This is a genomic window from Bryocella sp. (assembly GCF_058498515.1).
Genome location: NZ_JBMHYI010000047.1, coordinates 105,426 through 126,850, shown reverse-complemented (window position 1 = coordinate 126,850; position 21,425 = coordinate 105,426). Strand labels below are relative to the sequence as shown.

15 protein-coding genes are annotated in these 21,425 nt (G+C 62.7%); 6 read left to right on the top strand and 9 right to left on the bottom strand.

Features of this window, described 5'->3' with window-relative positions; translation table 11 throughout:
* Positions 1-18: 18 nt before the first annotated feature.
* The 5 genes from AC5E6W_RS13890 to AC5E6W_RS13870 form a co-directional block, all read right to left on the bottom strand.
* Positions 19-1,383: a metal-dependent hydrolase family protein gene (locus tag AC5E6W_RS13890; RefSeq protein ID WP_491752910.1), complete on the bottom strand. Its 1,365-nt coding sequence runs from the start codon at positions 1,381-1,383 to the stop codon at positions 19-21.
* Positions 1,384-1,485: 102 nt separating this feature from the next.
* Positions 1,486-3,105, bottom strand: a complete 1,620-nt coding sequence (locus tag AC5E6W_RS13885; RefSeq protein ID WP_491753264.1) for a formate--tetrahydrofolate ligase — start codon at positions 3,103-3,105, stop codon at positions 1,486-1,488.
* A 346-nt stretch (positions 3,106-3,451) separates the two neighbouring features.
* Positions 3,452-6,115: a DNA topoisomerase (ATP-hydrolyzing) subunit B gene (gene gyrB / locus AC5E6W_RS13880; protein ID WP_491752909.1), complete on the bottom strand. Its 2,664-nt coding sequence runs from the start codon at positions 6,113-6,115 to the stop codon at positions 3,452-3,454.
* A 173-nt stretch (positions 6,116-6,288) separates the two neighbouring features.
* The gene (locus AC5E6W_RS13875) at positions 6,289-7,653 is read right to left on the bottom strand and encodes a hypothetical protein (RefSeq protein ID WP_491752908.1); all 1,365 of its coding nucleotides are present in this window, start codon (positions 7,651-7,653) and stop codon (positions 6,289-6,291) included.
* Between the two features lie 54 nt (positions 7,654-7,707).
* A complete protein-coding gene (locus tag AC5E6W_RS13870; protein WP_491752907.1) occupies positions 7,708-9,801 on the bottom strand; it encodes a M13 family metallopeptidase in 2,094 nt (697 codons plus the stop codon).
* Positions 9,802-10,050: 249 nt separating this feature from the next.
* Between AC5E6W_RS13870 and rpmI the strand changes: the two genes are divergently transcribed.
* The 3 genes from rpmI to AC5E6W_RS13855 all read left to right on the top strand — a co-directional run bounded on the left by rpmI (position 10,051) and on the right by AC5E6W_RS13855 (position 11,974).
* Positions 10,051-10,248 (top strand): 50S ribosomal protein L35, encoded by a 198-nt coding sequence (gene rpmI, locus AC5E6W_RS13865; RefSeq protein WP_491752906.1) that lies wholly within the window; start codon positions 10,051-10,053, stop codon positions 10,246-10,248.
* A 230-nt stretch (positions 10,249-10,478) separates the two neighbouring features.
* Complete coding sequence (rplT, locus tag AC5E6W_RS13860) at positions 10,479-10,841, top strand: 50S ribosomal protein L20 (protein WP_491752905.1); 363 nt, start codon at positions 10,479-10,481, stop codon at positions 10,839-10,841.
* A 566-nt stretch (positions 10,842-11,407) separates the two neighbouring features.
* On the top strand, positions 11,408-11,974 hold the full coding sequence (locus tag AC5E6W_RS13855; protein ID WP_491752904.1) for a hypothetical protein: 567 nt from the start codon (positions 11,408-11,410) through the stop codon (positions 11,972-11,974).
* Between the two features lie 126 nt (positions 11,975-12,100).
* Here AC5E6W_RS13855 and AC5E6W_RS13850 read toward each other — a convergent pair whose 3' ends face one another.
* The gene (locus AC5E6W_RS13850; RefSeq protein WP_491752903.1) at positions 12,101-12,886 is read right to left on the bottom strand and encodes a DUF4097 family beta strand repeat-containing protein; all 786 of its coding nucleotides are present in this window, start codon (positions 12,884-12,886) and stop codon (positions 12,101-12,103) included.
* Positions 12,887-13,232: 346 nt separating this feature from the next.
* Between AC5E6W_RS13850 and AC5E6W_RS13845 the strand changes: the two genes are divergently transcribed.
* The 3 genes from AC5E6W_RS13845 to AC5E6W_RS13835 all read left to right on the top strand — a co-directional run bounded on the left by AC5E6W_RS13845 (position 13,233) and on the right by AC5E6W_RS13835 (position 18,108).
* On the top strand, positions 13,233-15,677 hold the full coding sequence (locus tag AC5E6W_RS13845) for a zinc-dependent metalloprotease (RefSeq protein WP_491752902.1): 2,445 nt from the start codon (positions 13,233-13,235) through the stop codon (positions 15,675-15,677).
* An 84-nt stretch (positions 15,678-15,761) separates the two neighbouring features.
* Positions 15,762-16,367, top strand: a complete 606-nt coding sequence (locus AC5E6W_RS13840) for a TetR/AcrR family transcriptional regulator (protein ID WP_491752901.1) — start codon at positions 15,762-15,764, stop codon at positions 16,365-16,367.
* A gap of 100 nt (positions 16,368-16,467) precedes the next feature.
* The gene (locus AC5E6W_RS13835; RefSeq protein ID WP_491752900.1) at positions 16,468-18,108 is read left to right on the top strand and encodes a DHA2 family efflux MFS transporter permease subunit; all 1,641 of its coding nucleotides are present in this window, start codon (positions 16,468-16,470) and stop codon (positions 18,106-18,108) included.
* A gap of 10 nt (positions 18,109-18,118) precedes the next feature.
* Here AC5E6W_RS13835 and AC5E6W_RS13830 read toward each other — a convergent pair whose 3' ends face one another.
* The 3 genes from AC5E6W_RS13830 to AC5E6W_RS13820 form a co-directional block, all read right to left on the bottom strand.
* Positions 18,119-19,057, bottom strand: a complete 939-nt coding sequence (locus AC5E6W_RS13830; protein WP_491752899.1) for a YeiH family protein — start codon at positions 19,055-19,057, stop codon at positions 18,119-18,121.
* 124 nt (positions 19,058-19,181) lie between these two features.
* Complete coding sequence (locus AC5E6W_RS13825) at positions 19,182-20,105, bottom strand: LysR substrate-binding domain-containing protein (protein WP_491752898.1); 924 nt, start codon at positions 20,103-20,105, stop codon at positions 19,182-19,184.
* A 21-nt stretch (positions 20,106-20,126) separates the two neighbouring features.
* On the bottom strand, positions 20,127-21,389 hold the full coding sequence (locus AC5E6W_RS13820; RefSeq protein ID WP_491752897.1) for an oligosaccharide flippase family protein: 1,263 nt from the start codon (positions 21,387-21,389) through the stop codon (positions 20,127-20,129).
* Positions 21,390-21,425: the final 36 nt, after the last annotated feature.

Here is a 21,425-nt window from a genome sequence, read left to right as displayed (position 1 = left end):
TAACGCGGAGCGCTGCCATTAGTAGTCGAAGTCGGCGGCGGCATCGCCGGCGCCGACGACGGGCTGGACGACGGATTTGCCGTCCTGCTTGTAGACGGTGCCGCCCTTCATCACGAACTGCACGTGCTCCATCGTCGAAATGTCCTCGAGGGGATTGCCGGTAACAGCGACGAGGTCTCCGTAGCAGCCAGCCTTGATGCAACCGGCTTTGCCTGTGAGGCTAAGTAGGTCGGCGGCGTTGCGCGTCGAGGCCAGCAGGGCATCGGAGGGCGTCATGCCGGCCTTTACCAGCAGGGCGAACTCATGCGCGTTCGCGCCGGCGGAGGTGTCGGTGCCAAAGGCCACCTTGACGCCGGCTTTGTAGGCATCGTGCAACATTCCGGCCATCAGCGGCGTGACCTCGATGGCCTTCTGGGCAGCAGAGGGGTTGAGCTGCTCGGGATGATGCAGCGCGGTCTCGTGCACCTGGTCGGCGACGAGCAGCGTGGGCACGAGGTAGGTGCCGTGCTCCTTCATCAGCTTGAAGCTTTCGGCATCGGCCCAGGTGCCGTGCTCGATGGAATCGACGCCGAGGCGGACGGCGTTGTCGATCGCAGCCTTGCCGTGCGCATGCGCGGCGACCTTGAGGCCGAGATTGTGTGCGGTATCGATGGCGGCCTTGATCTCGTCGTTGGTCATGGTCTGGACCTTGGGATCGTCGCCAATGGAGAGCACGCCACCCGATGGCATGATCTTGATGACCTCGGCGCCTTCGCGGCGATGCTCGCGCACGATCTTCGCGAAGCCTTCGGGGCCGTCAGCGACGCTGCCACCCCAGGTGGAGTTGCTCCAGGTGTCGTCGATGCCGTTCTTCGGATCGCTGTGACCGCCGCTGACAGAGAGCGGTTCGAGCGAGACGATGATGTGCGGTCCGGGGATCCAGCCGCGATCGATATCATGCTTCAGCGCCAGGTCGAGGCCGCCGCCGGAGCCCATGTTGCGCACCGTGGTGAAGCCCTCCTCGAGCAGCTTGCGCGCGATGACGCCCGCGCCGATGGCGTTCTCGAACGGCGAGACGGTGAGGCGCGACTGGAAGACGTTCATCGGCAGGCGCGGGCCGCCGCCCATGTGCTTGTGTACGTCGATGAGGCCGGGCAGCAGGGTCTGACTGCCGAGGTCGATGACGGTGGCACCAGGAGCAGAAGTGGTACCGTCGGCGACGCTGGTGATCTGGCCGTCAGTGATGGTCACGGTGACGGGACCCGTGAGCTTGCCGCTGATGCCATCGAACATGTGTGCCGCGTGGACGACGACGGTCTTTGATGGCGATGGTTTGGCGGGCGCCTGTGCCGTGACGGCGAGGGTGGAGGAAAGAGCAAGAACAACGAGCGCGGAACGCAGCATCGTGAATGCGACTCCTGGAGCAAGGATGTGGGGACTTGCTCCGAGGATACGCTCGCCGGCGGACGGCACAAAGCCTGTCCGAGTCGCCGGTACTACTGAGCTTCAGGATATTCCTGTGACTTCTCCAGCTGAATCGACGTCGATCTCCAGAGCTCGCGAAGCGCGTGGCAGGCCGGGCATGAGCATCATCGCCCCCGAGGTGACAACGAGGAACCCAGCACCCGCGGAGAGTGAGATATCGGTGACGTGCAAGGTCCAGCCGGTCGGCGCGCCCATTCGCTTCGGATCGTCGGTGAGCGAATACTGGGTCTTGGCAATACAGATGGGGAGATGGCCGAAGCCCCAGCGCTCAAAGCGGGCCAGGTTTTCTTTGGCGGCCTCTGAGAATTCAATGCCGTCTGCACCGTAGATTTGCTGCGCTACCTTGGTGATCTTGGTGGTAATCGAGTCTGCGGAGGTATAGGTGGTGCTCGGCTGCAGGTCCGGATTGGCGGCGATCACCTCGACCACTTTTCTTGCCAACGCCTCCGCTCCCTCGCCACCTTTGGCGAAGGCCTCAGAGAGAGCAAACGAGGCGCCATGGGCTTCGCAAAATTCTCTCAGCGCATCGAGATCTGCGTCCGAATCGTTGGGAAAGCGGTTGATCGCAACCACCACGGGCAGGCCGAAACCGAGAATGATCCCGATGTGCTTTTCAAGATTCGGAAAGCCGCGTTGGAGGTCTCCTTCGCCCTGGTTGCGCATGCTTTGCACCGTGGTGACGAGGACGGCGACGGAAGGTTTGACGCCTGAAGAAGGCATTACCAGATCCATAAACTTCTCAAAGCCAAGGTCCGCGGCAAAGCCAGTCTCGTTCACTACGTAATCGGCAAGATTCATACCGATGCGCTGCGAGACCACGGAGCTGGTGCCGTGGGCGATGTTCGCAAACGGGCCACAGTGGACCAGCGCGGGGGTTCCGTCCGTGGTTTGAGCAAGGTTCGGCTCCAGCGCTTCATTAAGCAGCGCCATCATGGGACCCACAGCTTTGAGATCGGAGGCTCGCACGGGCTGGCCGTCGCGATTCGATCCGATGACGATGTTCGAAAGCCGCTGCCTCAGATCATCGCGGTGATGCGCGAGCGCGAGGATCGCCATAATCTCCGAGGCCGCGGTGATGACGAAGCCCGCCTCGCGATTGCTGCCGTCGCGGTGTTTCTGTCCCGGGGTGGGCACGCTCACGATGATTCTGCGCAGCGCCCGATCGTTCATGTCCATGGCGCGGGGCCAGGTCACGGCATGAGGGTCGATGTTCAATTCGTTCCCGTGGAACAGATGAGAATCGATAAGTGCGGATAGCAGGTTATGCGCCGACGTAATGGCATGGAAGTCGCCGTGGAAATGGAGATTGATCTTCTCCGCCGGCTCGATCTGCGATCTGCCACCTCCGGCTGCACCGCCCTTCATGCCGAAGACCGGTCCGAGAGAGGGCTCACGCGATGTGATGATCGCGCGTTTGCCAATCCGCTCCAGCCCCTGCACGAGGCCTATCGAGGTAACAGTCTTGCCCTCGCCTGAGACGGTAGGGGTGGTCGCAGTCACAAGAATCAACTTCCCTGGCTTGGCATCTCTGCCTGGCAAACCATTCAGGAGATCCAGGCTGAGCTTCGCCGTTACAGGGCTTCGTCGCTCGTACAAGGACTGGGGAAGGTGAAGCTTGGAAGCGATGGCGTCAATCGACAACAATTGTTTCAATGCAGATCCCTTATTCGTTCGGGAAGGTCTGATCAAGTCATTCCCACAGCGGCTACCGCCGCATTGTTGTTGCAGACGTCACGGCACTACTGAAGTCGTGCCCGCCCGTCCGCGCCACCTGATCAGGGATTCCGTAGAGCATTAGCCGGCATTCATGATGTCCCAGAGGGACCGCGCCATTTGCGGAGAGACGCAATGACTTTGTCTCGGTGGGGAAGATCGCGGAGCCCGTCGAGCCAGCTGTGCTTGAGAGGAGCCTCACGTCTTCGGGGAAGGAGATGAAGACGTGAGGCGTCCTATTTCGACGGATGCAGTCGGCACCAGTGTCGCCAGGTTAGATGTCGAGGTTCTTTACGTCCAGCGCATTCTCTTCGATGAACTTGCGGCGGGCTTCTACGTCTTCGCCCATCAGCGTGGAGAAGATCTTTTCGGTTTCCACGAGGTCTTCGAGCCTGACCTGCAGCAGGGTGCGGCGGGTGGGATCCATGGTGGTGTCCCACAGCTGGGTTGCGGTCATTTCGCCGAGACCCTTGTAGCGCTGGACGTCATAGCCCTTCTTGCCCTGCTCGATGACGAAGTCGAAGAGGTCGATGGGGTTGGTCTTCTCGACGGGGTCCTGGGCTTCGCGGCCCTTGCGGGCTGCAGGCTTGGCCTCGGCTACGGCACCCGGTGCGCCGGCCTCGGCGGCTGCGCCCTCAAGCTCTTCGGGCTCGGCGTTCTCGGCTGCTTCGTCGAGTTCCTCTTGAGTCGGAGCGGCGGCTTCCGCACCGGCCTTGGCTTTCGCGTCCTTGCCCAGGTACTCGATGAGGAACGGGCCGGCGAGGCGGTCGCCCATGTCGGCGTGCTTGTGCAGCAGCTGGCGGGCTTCGGGGGTGGTGGCGAGCGTCCAGTCAAAGCGGCGCTCGGCTCCCTGAGAGTCGGTGAAGCTGAGCCAGTAGAGGTTGTGCTCCTCGTCCTTGGTCACATCGCTGATGGCCTTGAACTGGTCGCGCCGCTCAATGGCCTTGAGGCGTTCGCGCAGGTCCTTGAGCTTGGCGGGCGATTCGAAGTCGGCGCGGCGTTCGGCGTCCTTGCCCTTGTGGGCGAAGACCTCGACGAAGTTGCGGGCGACGTCCGCATTCCGCAGGCGCTTCGACAGCTTGGTGAAGTACGTCTTGTACTCGCTCAGCTCGGTCATGAATCGCGTGAGGTCCTTGTCGGTGAGCTTCGCTCCTGCATCGCCGTAGCGGATGCTGAGGCCTTCGCTGGCCTTGCGCAGCATGATCTTTTCGAGCTCGCGATCGTCCTTGACGAACTGCTGGAAGCGGCCCTTCTTGATGGAGTAGAGCGGGGGCTGCGCAATGTACACGTGGCCGCGGTCGATGAGCTCCTTCATGTGGCGGAAGAAGAAGGTAAGCAGCAGCGTGCGGATGTGCGAGCCGTCGACGTCGGCATCGGTCATCAGGATGAGCTTGCCGTAGCGAAGCTTGGCGATGTCAAAGTCATCCTTGCCGATACCGCAGCCGAGAGCGGTGATCATGGCGCGGATTTCTTCGTGGCCCAGCATCTTGTCGTAGCGGGCCTTTTCCACGTTGAGGATCTTGCCCTTGAGCGGGAGGATGGCCTGGAACTTGCGGTCGCGGCCCTGCTTGGCGGTGCCGCCGGCCGACTCACCCTCGACGAGGTAGAGTTCGCACATTTCAGGACGGCGCTCGGAGCAGTCGGCAAGCTTGCCGGGAAGGCCGCCGCCATCGAGCGCACCCTTGCGGCGGGTGAGGTCGCGGGCCTTGCGTGCGGCTTCGCGGGCGCGCGAGGCATCGATGGCCTTGGAGATGATCTTGCGGGCGATAGGAGGATTCTGCTCGAGGAAGGCTCCCAGGCGCTCATTGACGAAGGCCTGCACCTGGCCGGCGACGTCGGAGTTGAGCTTGCCCTTGGTCTGGCCCTCGAACTGCGGCTGCGGCAGCTTGACGCTGACGACCGCGGTGAGGCCTTCGCGGACGTCATCGCCCGAGAGGTTCTCTTTCTGATCCTTGAAGAGGCCCTGGGCCTGGCCGACCGCGTTGATGGTGCGGGTGAGCGCGGTACGGAAGCCGGAGAGGTGGGTTCCTCCATCGACGGTGTTGATGTTGTTGGCGAAGCTGAAGACCGTCTCCGAGTAGGAGTCGTTGTACTGGAGCGCGATCTCGAGGACCAGCTGGCCGATCTCGGCTTCCATGTAGATGGGCTTTTCGTGCAGCACCTGCTTGCCCTTGTTGAGCATGCGGATGAAGCCGGCGATGCCGTCGGTGTACTTGTAGATCTGCGACTTGGGCTCGCCGGACTTGGGGTCGAGCACGCGCTCGTCGGTCAGCGTGATCTCGATGCCCTTGTTGAGGAAGGCGAGCTGGCGGAGTCGGTTGGAGAGGATATCGAAGCTGTACTCGGTGACCGTGAAGATGGACTTGTCGGGCAGGAAGTGGACCTTGGTGCCGCGGCGCTTGGAGGCTCCCATCTTGCGGAGCTCGCTGGTGGGGTCACCCTTGGAGAAGTCCATCTCCCACGCGAAGCCATCGCGCCAGATCTCGACCTCGAACTGCTGGGAGAGCGCGTTGACGCAGCTGACGCCGACGCCATGGAGACCGCCTGAGACCTTGTAGTTGGAAGCGTCGAACTTGCCGCCGGCGTGGAGCACGGTGAGGACGACCTGCACCGCGGGCAGCACCTCGCCGTTGGGCATGGTCTTGTTGTCCACGGGGATGCCGCGGCCATCGTCGACGACGGTGATGGAGTTGTCGTCGTGGATGGTGACGTCGATGCGGCTGGCGTAGCCGGCGAGGGCTTCGTCGACCGAGTTGTCGACGACCTCGTAGACGAGGTGATGCAGGCCTTGCTCACCGGTGGAGCCGATGTACATGGCGGGGCGCAGACGGACGGCTGCGAGGCCTTCGAGGACGGTGATGTTTTCGCCGGTGTAGCTGGGCGCGCCAGCTGGCGCCTTCGGGTCCTGGGGATCCGGAATAGAGCTTTGCGATGCCAATGGAACTCCGGCAGGCGGCGGGTTGTCGTGGCTCAGGAGACGTCCGCGGAGACGCGGCGAATTGAGCCAGGGAGGGGCCGCCTGCAAAGGGTTTTCCCTGTGCTAATTTTACCACGCTGTGACGTGAAATCCGAGCCTGCAAATCTCACGAACACCCGCGAAAAATCTGAGGTTTACGCTTGCCGGGGGAGCTGGCCGGAACCCATTTCGGGAGACGCTGGAATGGCCGTCTGGGAACTCGCCTGGGCACCCTGCGACCAGAACCACAAAACCACCGCCGCAGCCGCCCATGCGAGCAGCATTTCGGGCAGGTATCCTCCGCGCCAGTAGGACCAGGAGAGGCCCACATGCAGCGCCAGAAAGATCGGCACGGCCCAGACGGCGCGCCGGGAGCGCAGCCACGGGGATTCGCCCATCCAGACCGGCAGGGCGACGAAGAACAGCGGCCAGCCGTAGCCCATCAGCCGGTTGATTCCCGTGCCCAGCAGCGGGCCGAGGAGGAAGCAGATGGTCCCGTAGACGGCGGCAAAACGCAGCGTCGTGCGGAATCCCAGGGGCTGGGTTGGGGCTGGGGTGGGGTGCGGGTTGCTCCGCCACAGGACGAAGACGGTCAGCAGCGGCAGCAGGCCGAACTCGGTGAGCAAGGCGAGGAGGGTGGCTCTGGGTGCGGCGGGATTGACGCCACAGAAACCCACCGCCCGGATGCTGCCGAGATGGATCGCGTGCTGCCAGACCGGCGTGCCGCAGGCGTCGTTGATGTTGTTCCACAGCTGCACGCCGAAGAGGTTCTGCGCGGCGTTCCAAGGGATCTTGAGCAGGATGTAGAGCGATTGGGGAAGGTGCTGCGGGTTTCCGGGGCTGGCGAGCGTAAGGCGATGGACGATGGCCGAACCCGCTGCGGCGGCGGCGATGGCGAGCAACCGGCCCCGCCAGCGGAGCGGCTTCCAGGCGGCGATCAGCAGGCAGAGCAGGGTGAGCGACGTGCTCTCACGGGCCAGCATGAGGGGCAGCATCCAGAGCGCGGCCGCGATCCACAACTCGCGATCGAGCAGGACGAGCAGGATGGCCAGCAGGGCAGCGTAGAAGAGGTCCGGAAGGATGAGGCCGAGCATGGTGTCGGGCAGCATAGGAGCCATGGCGATGGCCGCCAGCATCCACCAGGGAGCGCGGGTGCGCGAGGCCTGGGCGAAGATGACTCCGACGAGGATGAGGATCGAGACGGCCGCCAGGAGGTAAAAGCCTTGCACCGTGCTCCGGTGGAGCAGGGTCGCGATGGCGTGGGCCAACCTCGGCCCGAGCTGGCGGGAGACGAAGGGTTGCGGGACGTCCGCGGTCTGACCGTTCGCGATGGCCACGTACGCCCAGATGTCGGTCATCTGGAGAGTCCCGCGGTAGTGCAGCTCCTTCCATGCGGCGTAGCCCGCTCCGGCCAGCGTGGCGGCGACGACGACCAGCGCCCGGGCGCGCGGGGTGAGGCGGCTGAGAGGGGCGGAGATCCAGCCCCTCCCAGCGCTGCCGGATGTTGGTTCTAAAGGCACTACAGGTAGTTCACCACACTTGCAGCCGGACGATGCCGGTCAACACGACGTGCGTTACCAGACCTTGCAGGCGGGTACATGGACCATCGGCTGTCCGACCTTGCAGCCGAAGGCCTTCTGGAACTCCGGCATGTTCACAACGACGCCGTTGACGCGCGCCCAGCCGGGCGAGTGGGGATCGGTGAGGGCGTTGGCGCGCTGATTCTCGGGGCGCTCGTTCTCGCAGGCCCACTGGGCCATGCCGACGAAGTAACGCTGGTCAGGCGTGAAGCCGTCCTTGTCTGCAAGCGTTTCCGTGGCAGTCTGCATCTTCCAGGCCATGTAGCCGAGCAGCGTACCTCCGAGGTCGGCGACATCTTCCCCGCTGGTCAGCTTGGAGTTGATGTGGATGTCGTCGACGACCACGTAGCCCGCATATTGATCGCGGATGCAATTGATGCGGTCCTCGAAGCCCTTGGCGTCGGCGGGAGTCCACCAGTCGCGGAGATTGCCCTTGCCATCGAACTGGCGGCCTTCATCGTCGAAGGCATGGGTCAGTTCGTGGCCGATGGTGGAGCCGGTGTTGCCATAGTTGGGAGCGGCATCTTCCTTGGGGTCATAGAGCGGCGGCTGCAGGACCCCGGCGGGGAAGTTAATGTCGTTCATCGGAGGGTTGTAGTAGGCGTTCACCGTGGGTGGCGTCATGTCCCACTCGTTGCGGTCGACGGGCTTGCCCAGCTTGTTCCACTCGCGGGCTTCCTCGAAGCGCGACGCCCGCAGCGCGTTGCCGAAGTAGCCGGTCTTCTGCACGTCCAGCGTGGTGTAGTCGCGCCACGTCGTGGGATAACCGATCTTGTTGCGGATGGCGTGCAGCTTGACCAGCGCCTGGGCCTTGGTCTCGGGCGTCATCCAGTCGAGGCCGTCGATCTCCTGCTTCATCGCGGTCTCGATCTGCTGGGTCATGCGGTCGGTGTCGGCCTTCATCTGCGGCGTGAAGGTGCGGGCGACGAACTCCTGGCCAAGCGCCTCGCCGAGGTTGCGATCGACGGCGCGGACGCATGTCTTCCAGCGCGGCGGCATGGCGGGGGTGCCGCGCAGCGTGGTGGAGAAAAAGTCGAAGTGGGTTTGCGCGATGGGCTGCGCGAGGTAGGGCGCCGCGCCGAGCATGACGTGGACGCGCAGGTAGCTGCGCAGCGCGTCGACGGACTCATCCTTGAGCTCAGTGTTGACCGCCTGCAGGAAGGCCGGCTGCGAGACGTTCAGCGTGGTGACGGTCTTGGGACCCTGCACGCGGAAGTACACCGGCCAGTCGATCTCCGGAGCCATCTTCTGGAGGTCGGCCATGGAGGTGCGGTGGAAGATCTTGTGTGGATCGCGGCGCTCGACGCGGGTGAGTTGGGCCTTCGCCAGCGCGGTCTCGATGCGCATGGTGGCGTCGGCGTCGGCCTTGGCCTGGGCTTCCGTCTCGCCGGTGTAGGTGAGCAGCTTGGTGAGGAAGGCGACGTACTTGGCGCGCAGGGTGACGCTCTTCTCGTCGGTCTTGGTGTAGTAGTCGCGGTCGGGCAGGCCGAGGCCACCGGCGCCGATGGCGACCATGATCACATCGCTGTTCTCCGCGTCCTGGTCGGTGCCGGAGTTGAAGAAGAAGGTGCCCATCAGCTCGTGTTCGAGATAGGGCAGCGCGGTGAGGATCGCGTCGCGCGTGGTGAGCTTGTCGATGCGTCGCAACGCGGGCTCGAGGGGCTTGATGCCGGCGGCGTCGATGGCGGAGGTGTCCATGCAGCTGGCGAAGTAGTCGCCGATCTTTTGTTGCACCGGCGTGCGCTGAGCGGCTGTGGCGTCCTGCTGCAGAATCCCCCAAAGGAACTGCTGGTTGTTGTTGGCGAGCTTGCCGTAGACGCTCCAGGAGGCCTGGTCTGCTGGGATGGGATTGTTCTTCTGCCAGCCGCCGCAGGAGAACTTGTAGAAGTCGACGCAGGGGTCGACGGATTTGTCGAGGCTGGTCACGTCGAGAGACGGCGAGTAGGGCATCGCGGTCAGGGGCTGCGGCGCGGGCTGCTGGGCTGGCGCGGACGAGGCGGCGAAGAACGGCAGGGCGGTCACGGCGAGGCCCATGGCCAGGACGAACGAAGCGAGACGGAACACGGCAGCTCCTTGAAGTGCTCTCATGGAAGTGCCCTCATCGTACCGCGAGGCAGCGGCCGGTGGCAGTCTCTCGGCGTATCTCCGGAGACGAAAATCATGGCCCGAGTGAGCCTTCGGGGCGGGAATTGCCGGATTGGGGAGCATTCGCGGTCCACGCGGGCTCATGATTGGCGCAGGTTTGCTATACTGACAGCTGTTGTCCAATCGCTGATTCCCCGTGGATGTGCCTGCGAAGGTCTGTCTGCCAAGGGGAGCGGCTAAGCAGGAAACACCATGCCAAAGTTGAAGACCCACTCGGGCGCGGCGAAGCGCTTCAAGAAGACTGGTACCGGCAAGTTCAAGCGCGGCCAGGCGAAGATGCGCCACATTCTGACCTCCAAGGATTCCAAGACCAAGAGCAAGCTCGGCCGCATCGTGCTTGTGTCGAAGGCGGATACCCCGAAGGTCGCCCGCATGCTGCCGTACGCGTAGAGCGTAAGGCTGCACCCCGCAGAAGATGTATGCAGAGTTTTTCGAATCGAGCCGTGCAATAGCCGAAAGGCGGGAGCCGAAGGGCCGTAAATCGTTCCAGGCCCCTGGGAATGGCAGTAGCCAGACCCACCGAGATTCGAAATTGAACGCCTGAGAGAAGAGGCCACCCTTACCTCCATCCGGGCCGTACCGCAAGGTACGAATCACGAACGACGCAAAAGGAGCACACGATGCCTCGTGTAAAACGCAGTACCAAGCGCGCCGACCGGCGCCGCAAGATCCTGAAGCGCGCATCCGGCTACTTCCTCACCAAGTCCAAGCTGTACCAGGCGGCTCAGGAAGCCGTCGAGCGCGGCCTCAAGTTCGCGTACATCGGCCGCAAGCAGAAGAAGCGTCAGTTCCGCTCGCTGTGGATCGTCCGCATCGGCGCCGCTGCCCGCATCAACGGCATGAGCTACTCGACGTTCATCAACGGCCTCAAGAAGGCAGGCAACGGCCTCGATCGCAAGATCCTCGCCGACATCGCCGCCAACGACCCGGCCGGCTTCGCCGCTTTGACCGTGCAGGCCAAGGCAGCACTGGCCGCCAAGTAAGGCTGAAGACAGACAGTAGAGAACTAGACAGTAGACAGTGAGAAAACGCGTGGCCTTCGGGCCACGCGTTTTCGTTTGCCGCCTGATACTCTTCGCTAAGTGGCCGAATTTTGGCCGTGTAGTGATCTTTCCATTCCCAACGCACTACAAATGTGGCAGAATCCCGCTGGATGCCGACCGATAAAGAGTTGGATCATGAATAATCGGATGAGGCGGCTAGCGGCTTCGGAGCGCTTGGCCACAAAGGGATTCACGGCCCTCATTATTTGTGCGGTAAGCTTCGCGGCTGTACTGATAGCTCGCGAACTCGCCGGCAGGGTCACTTGGGCCGATATCAAGTTCATGGCTGTGGCAGACCTGAGCGCCAACAAATGGTTTGCATTTCTGGCTCCTTGGGGGGCCGCTGCCATGTCTGTAAGCTGGGCGGTCGGAGAGCGGCGCCTCCGGAAGAAACACGTTCAGCGAACCTCGACCAGAATTGGCCAGCTTGAAAAAATGATTGATCCCAGCCGCCGTTCCAGCGGTCTAACAAACTCAGGAGACACGCCTCCGGGAGATGTTTAGAAATGACGAGCCCAATCTTCTTCCTTTTGACCTTGATAGCAACTCTCCTCGCGTGGTTGGTTTGGAGTTACGGACTTCGCCCCTACTACCTTGATGAGTTTCGTGAAGAGATATTCGATATTCGGTCGTCGCTCTTCCAGTTGGGCGCTGAAGGAAGTATTGGATTCAATACGCCCCTGTATCGCGAGCTTGAGACGCTTTACTGCGGTTTGATCCGTTTCGGACACCGAATTTCGTTCGTCTCGTACATGGTGGGGATGGTGCTGAAAAGGATCGGCGTTGCCCCTGACAACTCGGAGTTCGGAAACCGAATTGGGAAGCTCGTCGACGCGCTTGATCCGGCGACCCAGGCCAAGGTCGTGGAGGGCCTCGATCGGATGAATCGCGCAATCAAGAGGCTCATTGCGCACTCTTCCGTTTCATTTCGGGTCGCAGTCCGAATTTTGAGTATCGCGCGTGCGCTTGGCGTTGCGAATCGGCCGCAGCCGATCATCGACGTTATGAAGGCCGAGGCCTATCGAGCGGAAGTTCGGCTGACCCGGAGCCGAGTCTCTCTCGCAAAGGTTTAAGTTTTGCTTCACTTATAAAACCTTGACGCGACGGCACGCCGCAAGGTGGGAATGTGTGCGGGGCCTCAGCGGTCGCTCTCCCGCACCCTCTGGACGCTATCGACTCGAACCGCATCAAGCGCGTCCCTAGTTGACGGTAATCCCGCCGTTGGTCGTCTCCATCCGCAGCGTGGGGCCGCCGTGGCCTAGGTCGGCGTCGATGTGGTTGCGGGAGTGCCAGTTGTTCGAGGTCATGGGGAGGTTGACGTGCGTGCCTCCGTTGACCGTTCCGGCGATGAGGTGCGCGGAGTAGTTGGAGGGAAGCGTCACATGCACACCGCCGTTGGTGGAGCGGGCCTCCAGGCCGGCGCCGTGCCAGGTGTCGCCGGCGAGCTCTACGTGGACACCGCCATTCACGGTCGTGGCGTGCACATCGCCACTGAGGTTGGCCAGCGAGAGGCCTCCATTGGTGGTCTGGGCGTGCAGGTCGCCGTCGAGGTTGGAGAGGCTGATGCCGCCGTTCATGGTCTCGAGCTGGGCGGCGACGTGGCGGGGCACGCGCAGCTTGTAGTTCACGGACCAGCTGTTCCCGTGCTCACTCTGCGGGCCTTCGGCGTGGATGACATCGGTGGTTACGACGCGCACCTCGCGGAGGATCGATTCCGCGCCATCTCGCGAAAACGCCTGTGCGCTTACCTGTGCCTCCAGTGCGACGTCGCTGCGGTCTTCTCCGATGACCTCGATGCCGCCGTTCTTGCCGTCGACGGCGATGCGGCCGCCCTTGAGCGGGATCGTGGCGCTCCTGCGCTCGCAGACGTGGGGCCGGGGCGACCAGTCGTGGTTGGCCTCGCAGGGGCCGGTGGTAAAGGACTGGGCGAGCGCGGCGGGGACGATGAGCAGTGAAGCGAAGCCTGTAAGCAGGATGGAGCGCATTCGGATATCTCCTGGGTGGTGCGTCGGAAGGGTATACGCGAGTTTGCGCGGCGCGGTTCCCGCCGCTCTCAACCTTCGCTGCAAGAAGGGCATGCGGATGGGTGTCCCTCGCGGCTGGCGTTTCGTCTGCTGAGCGCGCGGGCGCGGCCTAACGAACATCGTGCGGAGACGGGATTCATCGTGCTACAACACTTGCATGTCCCCGAATCGAATGCTGTGCCCGCTCCTGGCGCTGGTCTGTCTCTCTGCGCCCCCGATGTTTGCTCAACGCCCGGGCGGAGGTGCAGCCTCCTCAGAAGAGGGTGGCTCCAAACCTCCTGCCAGCCTCGCCGCGCGCACAGCGAACATGCAGCACAGGTCCGGCCTGCTGGGTTTGGACTATGACGCCCGTGCAGGCAAGGTGTATCTCGAAGTCCCGATGACCGCAAACGCGGCGCACACCGAGTCGCCGGAGTACATCTATGCGATCTCGCTGGTGCATGGCACTGGGTCGAACGACCTGGGCATGGACCGCGGCCAGCTGGGCGGCGTGGGCGAAGGCCCGTCGAGCAGCCTGGTGAAGTTTGTCCGCAGTGGACCGAAGGTGCTGCTGATGCAGCCCAACGAGCGCTTCCGCAGCTCGTCGGATGATCCAAATGTTGTGAAGACCGTGAACGAGAGCTTTGCCGAGAGCGTAATGGCGAGCTTCAAGGTCGAAGCGGAAGGCCCCGATGGTTCGCTGTTGCTGGACGCGACCGACTTTTTCGTGCGCGACGCGCGTGGCGCGGCGACGGTGCTGAACCAGCTGAAGCAGGGCACGTATCGCTTCGATCCAAACCGTTCCGCGTTGGTGCCGGACGAGATCAAGGCGTTCCCGAAGAACATTGCCGTTGAGTCGATCATCACCGTGGCGAGCGAAGGCGGCATGGCCGGGCGTTATGTCCGCGACGTGACGCCGAACCCGAGCGCGATGACCGTGCATGAGCGGCAGATGTTGATCGAGCTGCCGCCGCCGGGCTTTGTGCCGCGCAAGTTCTCGCCGCGCGCGGGGTACTTCGATCACAGCTTCCGCGACTACACCGTGCCGCAGGGCGAGGACATGGAGCAGCAGTTCATCTCGCGCTTCCGGCTCATCAAGAAGGACCCCGACTGCAAGACTTCGTGCGAGGCCGTGCAGCCAATTCAGTACTACGTGGATAACGGCGCGCAGGAGCCGCTGCGGAGTGCGCTGCTCGAGGGCGCGCGCTGGTGGGACCAGGCGTACCAGGCTGCGGGCTGGGCGCCGGGGACGTTCAAGGTGGACATCCTGCCCAACGGCGCGGACCCGATGGACATTCGCTACAACATGATCCAGTGGGTGCATCGCTACACGCGCGGCTGGAGCTATGGCTCGTCGATCACCGACCCGCGCACCGGCGAGATCATCAAGGGCAATGTGACGCTGGGCAGTCTGCGCTCGCGGCAGGACTACATGATCGCCGAGGCGCTGCTCTCGCCGTATAAGGACGGCAAGGCTCCGGACCCGGCACATGATCCCATGCTCGCGCTGGTGCTGCAGCGCATCCGCCAACTGGCCGCGCATGAAACCGGCCACACCATCGGCCTGGCGCACAGCTATGCGGCGAGTACGTTCCCGCATGACCTCGATGTGACGACCAGCGTGATGGAGTATCCGCACCCTTACTTCGCGCTGGATAAGAACGGCAACGTCGACTCCTCGCATGCGTACCCGGTGAACATCGGCATCTGGGATAAGACGGCGATCGACTACGGCTATCGGGAATTCGACAAGGGCGGCAAGGCAGTGGAAGACAACGCCGCGTTGGAGAGCATTCTCGAGAAGTCGGAGAAGACCGGCATGGTCTTCCTCACCGATCAGGATGCGCGTCCGCTGGGTTCGGCCTCGCCGATTGCGCATCTGTGGGACAACGGCACGGAGCCCAGCGAAGAGTTGAACCGCGTGCTGGCGGTACGTGAAGCGGCGATGAAGCGCTTCGGCGTGAATGCCATACGCAACGGCGAGCCACTCGCGGAGATCGAAGACAAGCTGGTGGTGCTGTATCTCTTCCATCGCTACCAACTCGAGGCGACGATCAAGGAGATTGGTGGCCTGGATTATCGCTTCAACATCCGTGGCGATGGTCAGATGATGCCGCAGATCGTCTCCGACGCGCGTCAGCAGGCGGCCATCGATGCGGCGCTGAAGACCATCTCGCCCGAGGTGTTGACGATCCCGGAGAACCTGCTGGCGATCATGCCTCCGCGTCCTCCGGGACTGCAGAAGACGCGCGAGTCGTTCCCATCCGAGACGGGGATGACCTTCGATCCGATTGCGACGGCCGAGGCGGCAGCGGACCTTACCCTGCAGGAGCTCTTCAATCCGGAGCGCGCATCGCGCATCGTGCAATACCACATGCGTAATCCGCCTTCGAAGACCTCGCTCCGCGTGTTGATGGAGGCGGTGTCGAAGGAGACGGCGCGTCGCATCGATGGCGGACACACGATGTCGTCCGAGGTGGAGCGTGCGGTGGAGTTCCGCGGCCTGGAGGCGATGCTTGGCCTCGCCGTCGATCCCGCGGCGAGCTCGCAAGCACGTGCGATCGCGCTGTATCACGCGGAAGATCTGCTGAAGCAGTGGACGACCGAGGCGATGCCCACCGACTCTGCCGAAGCAATCCACCGCAAGGCGATGATCGCGCGCATCGAGGAGTTCAAGAAGAATCCGGACAAGTTCGTGCCAGCGAAGGCGATCGAAGCTCCTCCGGGAATGCCGATCGGCGACGAGGACGAGTTCGGCGATATCGTCTTCTAGTTTGAAGCGAATTCAACCGTAACCTTTTGCGACCGGCCGGTCTCCTTTATGCTCTAGAGATAGAGAGCATGAGGGAGGCCGGTCTTGCGTAAAGGCGAAGTGACCCGGCAGCACATCATCGAAGAGGCGGCGGCGCTGTTCAATCGGCGCGGCTACGCGGGCTGCGCGCTGCGCGAGATCATGGAGGCCACCGGCCTCGAAAAGGGCGGCATCTACCGCCATTTCAACAGCAAGGAAGAGATCGCGGCCGAAGCGTTCGACTACGCCTGGGGCCAGGCGTTTGCCATCCGCACCAGCGGCATGGAGGAGATCGACGATCCTGTCGACAAACTACGCCGCCACGTGGCGAACTTCACGGAGAAGACGGGCTTTCCGGGCGGCTGTCCGGTGCTGAATACGGCGACGGATTCCGATGATGGCAACCCTGTGTTGCGCGAGCGCGTACGGGCCGCGGTGAAGCGCTGGCGGACGCTGATCGTGCGGGTGGTGGAGCAGGGCCAGAGTGCTGGCAGCATCCGTGAAGAGCTTGATCCACAGCAGGTTGCGACACGGATCCTGGGAGCACTGGAGGGGGCGATCATGCTTTCGCGCATCGAGCGAAGCCAGGCTGCATTACACACCACGCATGCGCTGCTGGATGCCTGGCTGTGTGCTGAGGTGCGCGTTCCTCGCAAGACGCGCCGCGCATAGGCCGTTTCTGGCCAAGAGTGACAAATCTGCATCGTTCCGCTGTCCCGTGAATCTCTCTAAATGAGACCGATCGGTCGCATTTCCTCCAAAGAGGTGAGAGATGGCTACGGCCACACTCGAGATGGAAGCCCCGGCGGGCCGCGCATCGACAGAAAACACCCCTGCACCGCGCGTCGTCAATCCCTGGGTCATCGCGCTGACGGTCACGCTGGCGACCTTCATGGAGCTGTTGGATACCTCCATCGCCAACGTCTCCCTGCCGTACATCGCGGGCGGCCTGGGCCGCAGCTTCGACGAAGTGACGTGGGTGTTGACGACGTACCTCGTCGCCAACGCGGTGGTGCTGCCGATGAGCGCATGGCTGAGCCGCACCTTCGGCCGTAAGAACTACTACATGGCCTGCGTGGCCTTGTTCACGATTACGTCGTTGATGTGCGGGCTCGCACCCTCGCTGGAGTTCATGCTGCTGGCCCGCGTGTTGCAGGGCATCGGCGGCGGCGGTCTCGCTCCGGTGGAGCAGGCGATCCTCGTGGACACGTTTCCGCCAGCCAAGCGTGCTGCGGCGTTTGCGCTGTATACGGTTGCGATCGTCACCGCGCCCGCCGTTGGGCCGGTATTGGGTGGATGGATCACGGACAACTACAACTGGCGCTGGATCTTCTTCCTCAACATCCCGATTGGCCTGCTCTCGCTCTATCTCACCAATCGCCTTATCCAGGACCCACCGGCATTCACCGCTGAGCGTATGCGTCTGAAAGCCGAGAAGAAGGGGCCGAAGATCGATCTTCCTGGCATCGCGCTGGTGGGCATCGGTTCAGCGACATTGGAGATCGTGCTGGACCGTGGCCAGATCGACGACTGGTTCGGCTCGTCGTTCATCGTCAAGTTGGTACTCATCAGTACCATCTGCTGGGCTGTCGCATTGTGGTGGGAGCTGCGCACGCCTGACCCGATCATCGACCTTCGGTTGCTGAAGAGCCGCAACTTCGCCATCGCCGTGACGCTGCTGTTCCTCTTCGGCTTCACGCTCTTCGCGACGACGACGATGATTCCGCAGATCCTGCAATCTCTCTATGGGTACCGCGCCATCGACGCAGGCCTTGTGCTTGGGCCGGGGGCTCTGGTGATTACGGTGCTGGCGCCGGTCGCGGCGCAGCTGGTGCAGCGCAAGATCGTGAAGCCGCAGGTGCTGATTGGCTTCAGCCTTACGACGATCTGTGCGTCGATGCTGTATTACAGCGGCATGACGCTGCAAACGGACTACACGCACTATGCGCTGGCGCGTGCGTTCCAGGGTCTCGGCTATGGCTTCTTCTTTGTGCCGTTGAACGTGATTGCATACTCGCAGCTGCGGCCAGATCAGAACAACCGCGCGTCAAGCCTCACAAACTTCTTCCGCAACTGGGGCGGCAGCGTGGGTGTGGCGTTTGTGACGACGATGAGCGAGCGGCGGCAGAACTTCCATCAGGAACGGCTGAGCGCGGCGTTGTCGCCGAACAATCATGTACTGCAGCAGGCGACGGCCAGCCTGACGCAACAGCTGCAGGCCGCCGGCTACTCTCATGCGGACGCCGCGAAGGCGGCGGCACTGAATCTGTACGAGCAATTCACCGTACAGACGCGGATGCTGGCCTTCATGGATTGCTTTCGCATCATCGCTTGGGCGGTGGCCATTGCCTTCCCGCTAGTCTTCTTCATCAAGAAGTTCACCATCGCGGGCAAGGCTCCTGAAGGCCACTAAGTCTGCGAGGCTATGCGCCAATCCAGCCGCGATGAATCGCTGCAAGCGAGACAGTTGCGACGATGATCCAAAGCACGACGCCTTCGAGCATTGGCTTCCAGCCCACGCGCCTCAGCATCGAGGGCGAAAGGCTGGCGCCGATCAGCAGAAGGACGACGTCCATGGTGTTGCGGCCGAGGCCGCTGAGCTTTGTCCACACCGCTGCCGCCTCTGGGAAGTAGGTGCGGACCGCAGCCGCGGCCACGAAGAGCGCAATGAACCACGGCCATGCGATCTTCGCGTGCTTGGAACCACCGCTTTTACTGCGCCAGAATGCGACGGCGAGTGCGAGCGGCACGATCCACAACGAGCGCACGAGCTTTACTGTCGTGCCGATCTCAAGCGCCTGCGGACCGAACTTCGCGGCCGCGCCGACGACCGAGCTGGTGTCGTGAATCGCGAGTGCGGACCACAGGCCGAACTGCGACTGGGTGAGACCCATGAGGTGGCCGATGAAGGGGAAGGTGAGCAGCGCAACGGCGTTGAGGCTGAAGACCGTGCCAAGGGCAACGCCCATCTCATCTTCGCCGGCCTCGCTGACCGGCCCGATGGCTGCGATGGCGCTACCGCCGCAGATGGCGGTGCCTGCGGCGATGAGCAGAGAGGCGCGCGGCTTGACGTGCATCAGCTTGCCAAGCAGGAGACCGAGGCCCAGTGCGAAGGTAATGCTGATGGCGGTGTAACCGAAGCCCATGCGGCCGGCGCGCGCTACCGCGCCCAGGTTCATGCCGAAGCCGAGCAGCACCACGGCCGCCTGGAGAAGGAACTTGGTCAGCTTGTGCGCCTCGGCGCGAAAGGGATGCTCGGTCGCAAACGCGAGCACCAGGCCAGTCAGCAGCGCGAAGGCTGGGGAGAGCAGGCCGCTCGCTGCCACCACGACGGCGCAGATCAGGATCACCATTGGACTCATCGGACTCATACTTGCCTCACTCAACTCGAAGATGAGTGTGGGCGTGTCCAGAGGCTATGTCGAAACAGAAATGGTGATGGTCGATAAGCTGCACTTATCGAACCTAAAAGATCAATTTAGCGCGTCAGCGGCGGCGCTTCTGCTCGCGGAGCATTTCAGCCGCAAAAGCTGCGAGTTCCTCGGCGAACTCTGCTGCGGGGCCGCGCAGCGCAGGCCGCCTGCGCCGGACGAGATGGAAGCTTCGCGTGATCTGCAGGCCCTGCACGCGGACGATACTGAGCGTGTGCAACGCAAGCTGGCGTTGCAGCGCGAAGCGTGAAGCGAAGGCTACGCCCGCGCCTTGTTCGACACACGAAAGAATCGCCTCGATGGAGTTGAGGGCCATGCGCACGTTGAGCGTACCGGGCTTGAGCCCGGCGGCTGCGAGCGCGTCCTCGATCACCTCGCGAGTGCCCGAGCCACGCTCCCGCAGCAGCAAAGGTGCAGTGGCGAGCTCCTTGAGCGGGACCGTCTTGCCGGCCCATGCGTGCGTGGACGCGACAACGAGCACAAGCTCATCGCGCACCCACTCGGTGACTTGAAGCTCGGCACGATGCACGGGGCCTTCGACGAGGCCGATAGCAGCTTCGCCATCGATGACCGCTTCCGCGACTCGCGCGGTGTTCGCGCTCTCCATCTCAAGCTCCACCTGGGGATGCTTGCGAGCGAAGCGACCCAGCACCCCGGGAAGCACATACTGCGCGATGGTGGTGGAGGCGGCGATCCGAAGCGATCCTAGGAGATTGCCTTGCAACGCGGCAACATCCTGCGCAGCGACAGCCAATATCTGGTGCGATGCATCGGCTCCGCGAAGCAATGCGGCGCCCATGGCGGTGAGGCGGACGCGGCCACCGCTGCGATCAAAGAGCGCGCCGCCAAGCTCCTCTTCGAGAGCCTTGATGTGCTGCGTCACGGCGGGTTGTGTGATGTAGAGCGCATCGGCGGCCTGGCGAAAGCTGCTGCGCTCGGCTACTTCGCGGAAGACGCTCAGGCGGAAGTTCTCAAGCATTGTGCCGACCTCTGATGCAGGCTATGCGATTTGTCGCCGCTTGTTTTCCTGGGAGCGCATCATGACGAAAACGGACACCCAGTTGATCGCAGCCAGTGAGCCATCGGAGATGAGACTTGCTGCGGCTGCGCCTCGCCAGGAAAAATGAGGGATGAGGATGAGATTGAGCGCGATGTTGAGAAGAGCGACGAAGACTTGCTGGGCCGTTCGATACCATTGCGAGACTGACGCGGTAACGATCATCCCGCCTGCATAGTGGAGGGACCGGATGAAGGGTATCAGGCATAGCCAGCGCAGCGCAGGTACCGATGCGGCGAAACTCTTCCCGAAGACATAGGGCAGAAGGCCGGCGGATACGAACAGTACTGCTGCCGTCGCAAGCGAGAACGGTATGGTCTTGCGAGAGACCTTCATCGCGAGCGCCAGGGCCTCGCGAATGCTCTTCGCGCCCTCGCGGAAGAATGCCGGAAACGCTGCGGCAAAGATGCTGTAGATGGGGGCACTCGCGACATCGACGATGCGATAGGCCGCGGAATACGTGCCTGCGGCCTGGTCCATCCCATGGCTGACGAGGATGGTCTTATCGATATCGTTATAGATCGTGATCGAGCTGCTGGAGACGGTGAAGGCGAGGCCTTCGGTCAAGCTGCTTCTGTAGATCCGCGCCCATACGGGAAGGCCCACACGCAGGCTTACCAGCGTGAGGGCAACGATGGCGGAGACCATCGACGAGATCCAGTAGATGTGCGTCCACGTGCGCGCGGTCGATGGCGTGTGGCTTTCGAGCACATAGAGAAAGAGGCATGCGGCGGTGATCGCCTTGCTGAGGTTCGTGATGGCGGAGACATGAGCGCTATAGGCGAAGTCGCCAACCCCTTGGAAGGCCTTGCTTGCCAGAAGGGTGAGCTTGGAGAAGAGGAGATCGGCGATGACGATCCCGGGGATGAGGAAGTAGGTGTTGCGGTCGAGGAAGATCTTTCCGAGGACAAGGCAAGCAGTGCCAGTGACCACGAAACCGAGGAAGACGATTTCGAGGCAGGTTCCCCAATAGAGGGAAAAGCGCTCGCGATCGCGGCTGACGTCGCGAATGAGAATCAGCTCCATTCCCATCGTGCTGAACTGACCGAAGACGCTGATGAACGAAGCGACGCCGACAAACAAGCCGTACTGTGCGCTGCCAATGGCCCTTCCGATGAGAACGAAGTACGCAGCCTGGAAGGCGAGCGACAGGAAATTCCCCCCCATCATCCACATGGAGTTTTTCTTGAGGTTATCTCCGCTCATTCGTCTCCGCGAGGTTGAAGCGCTGCGTTCCGAGGT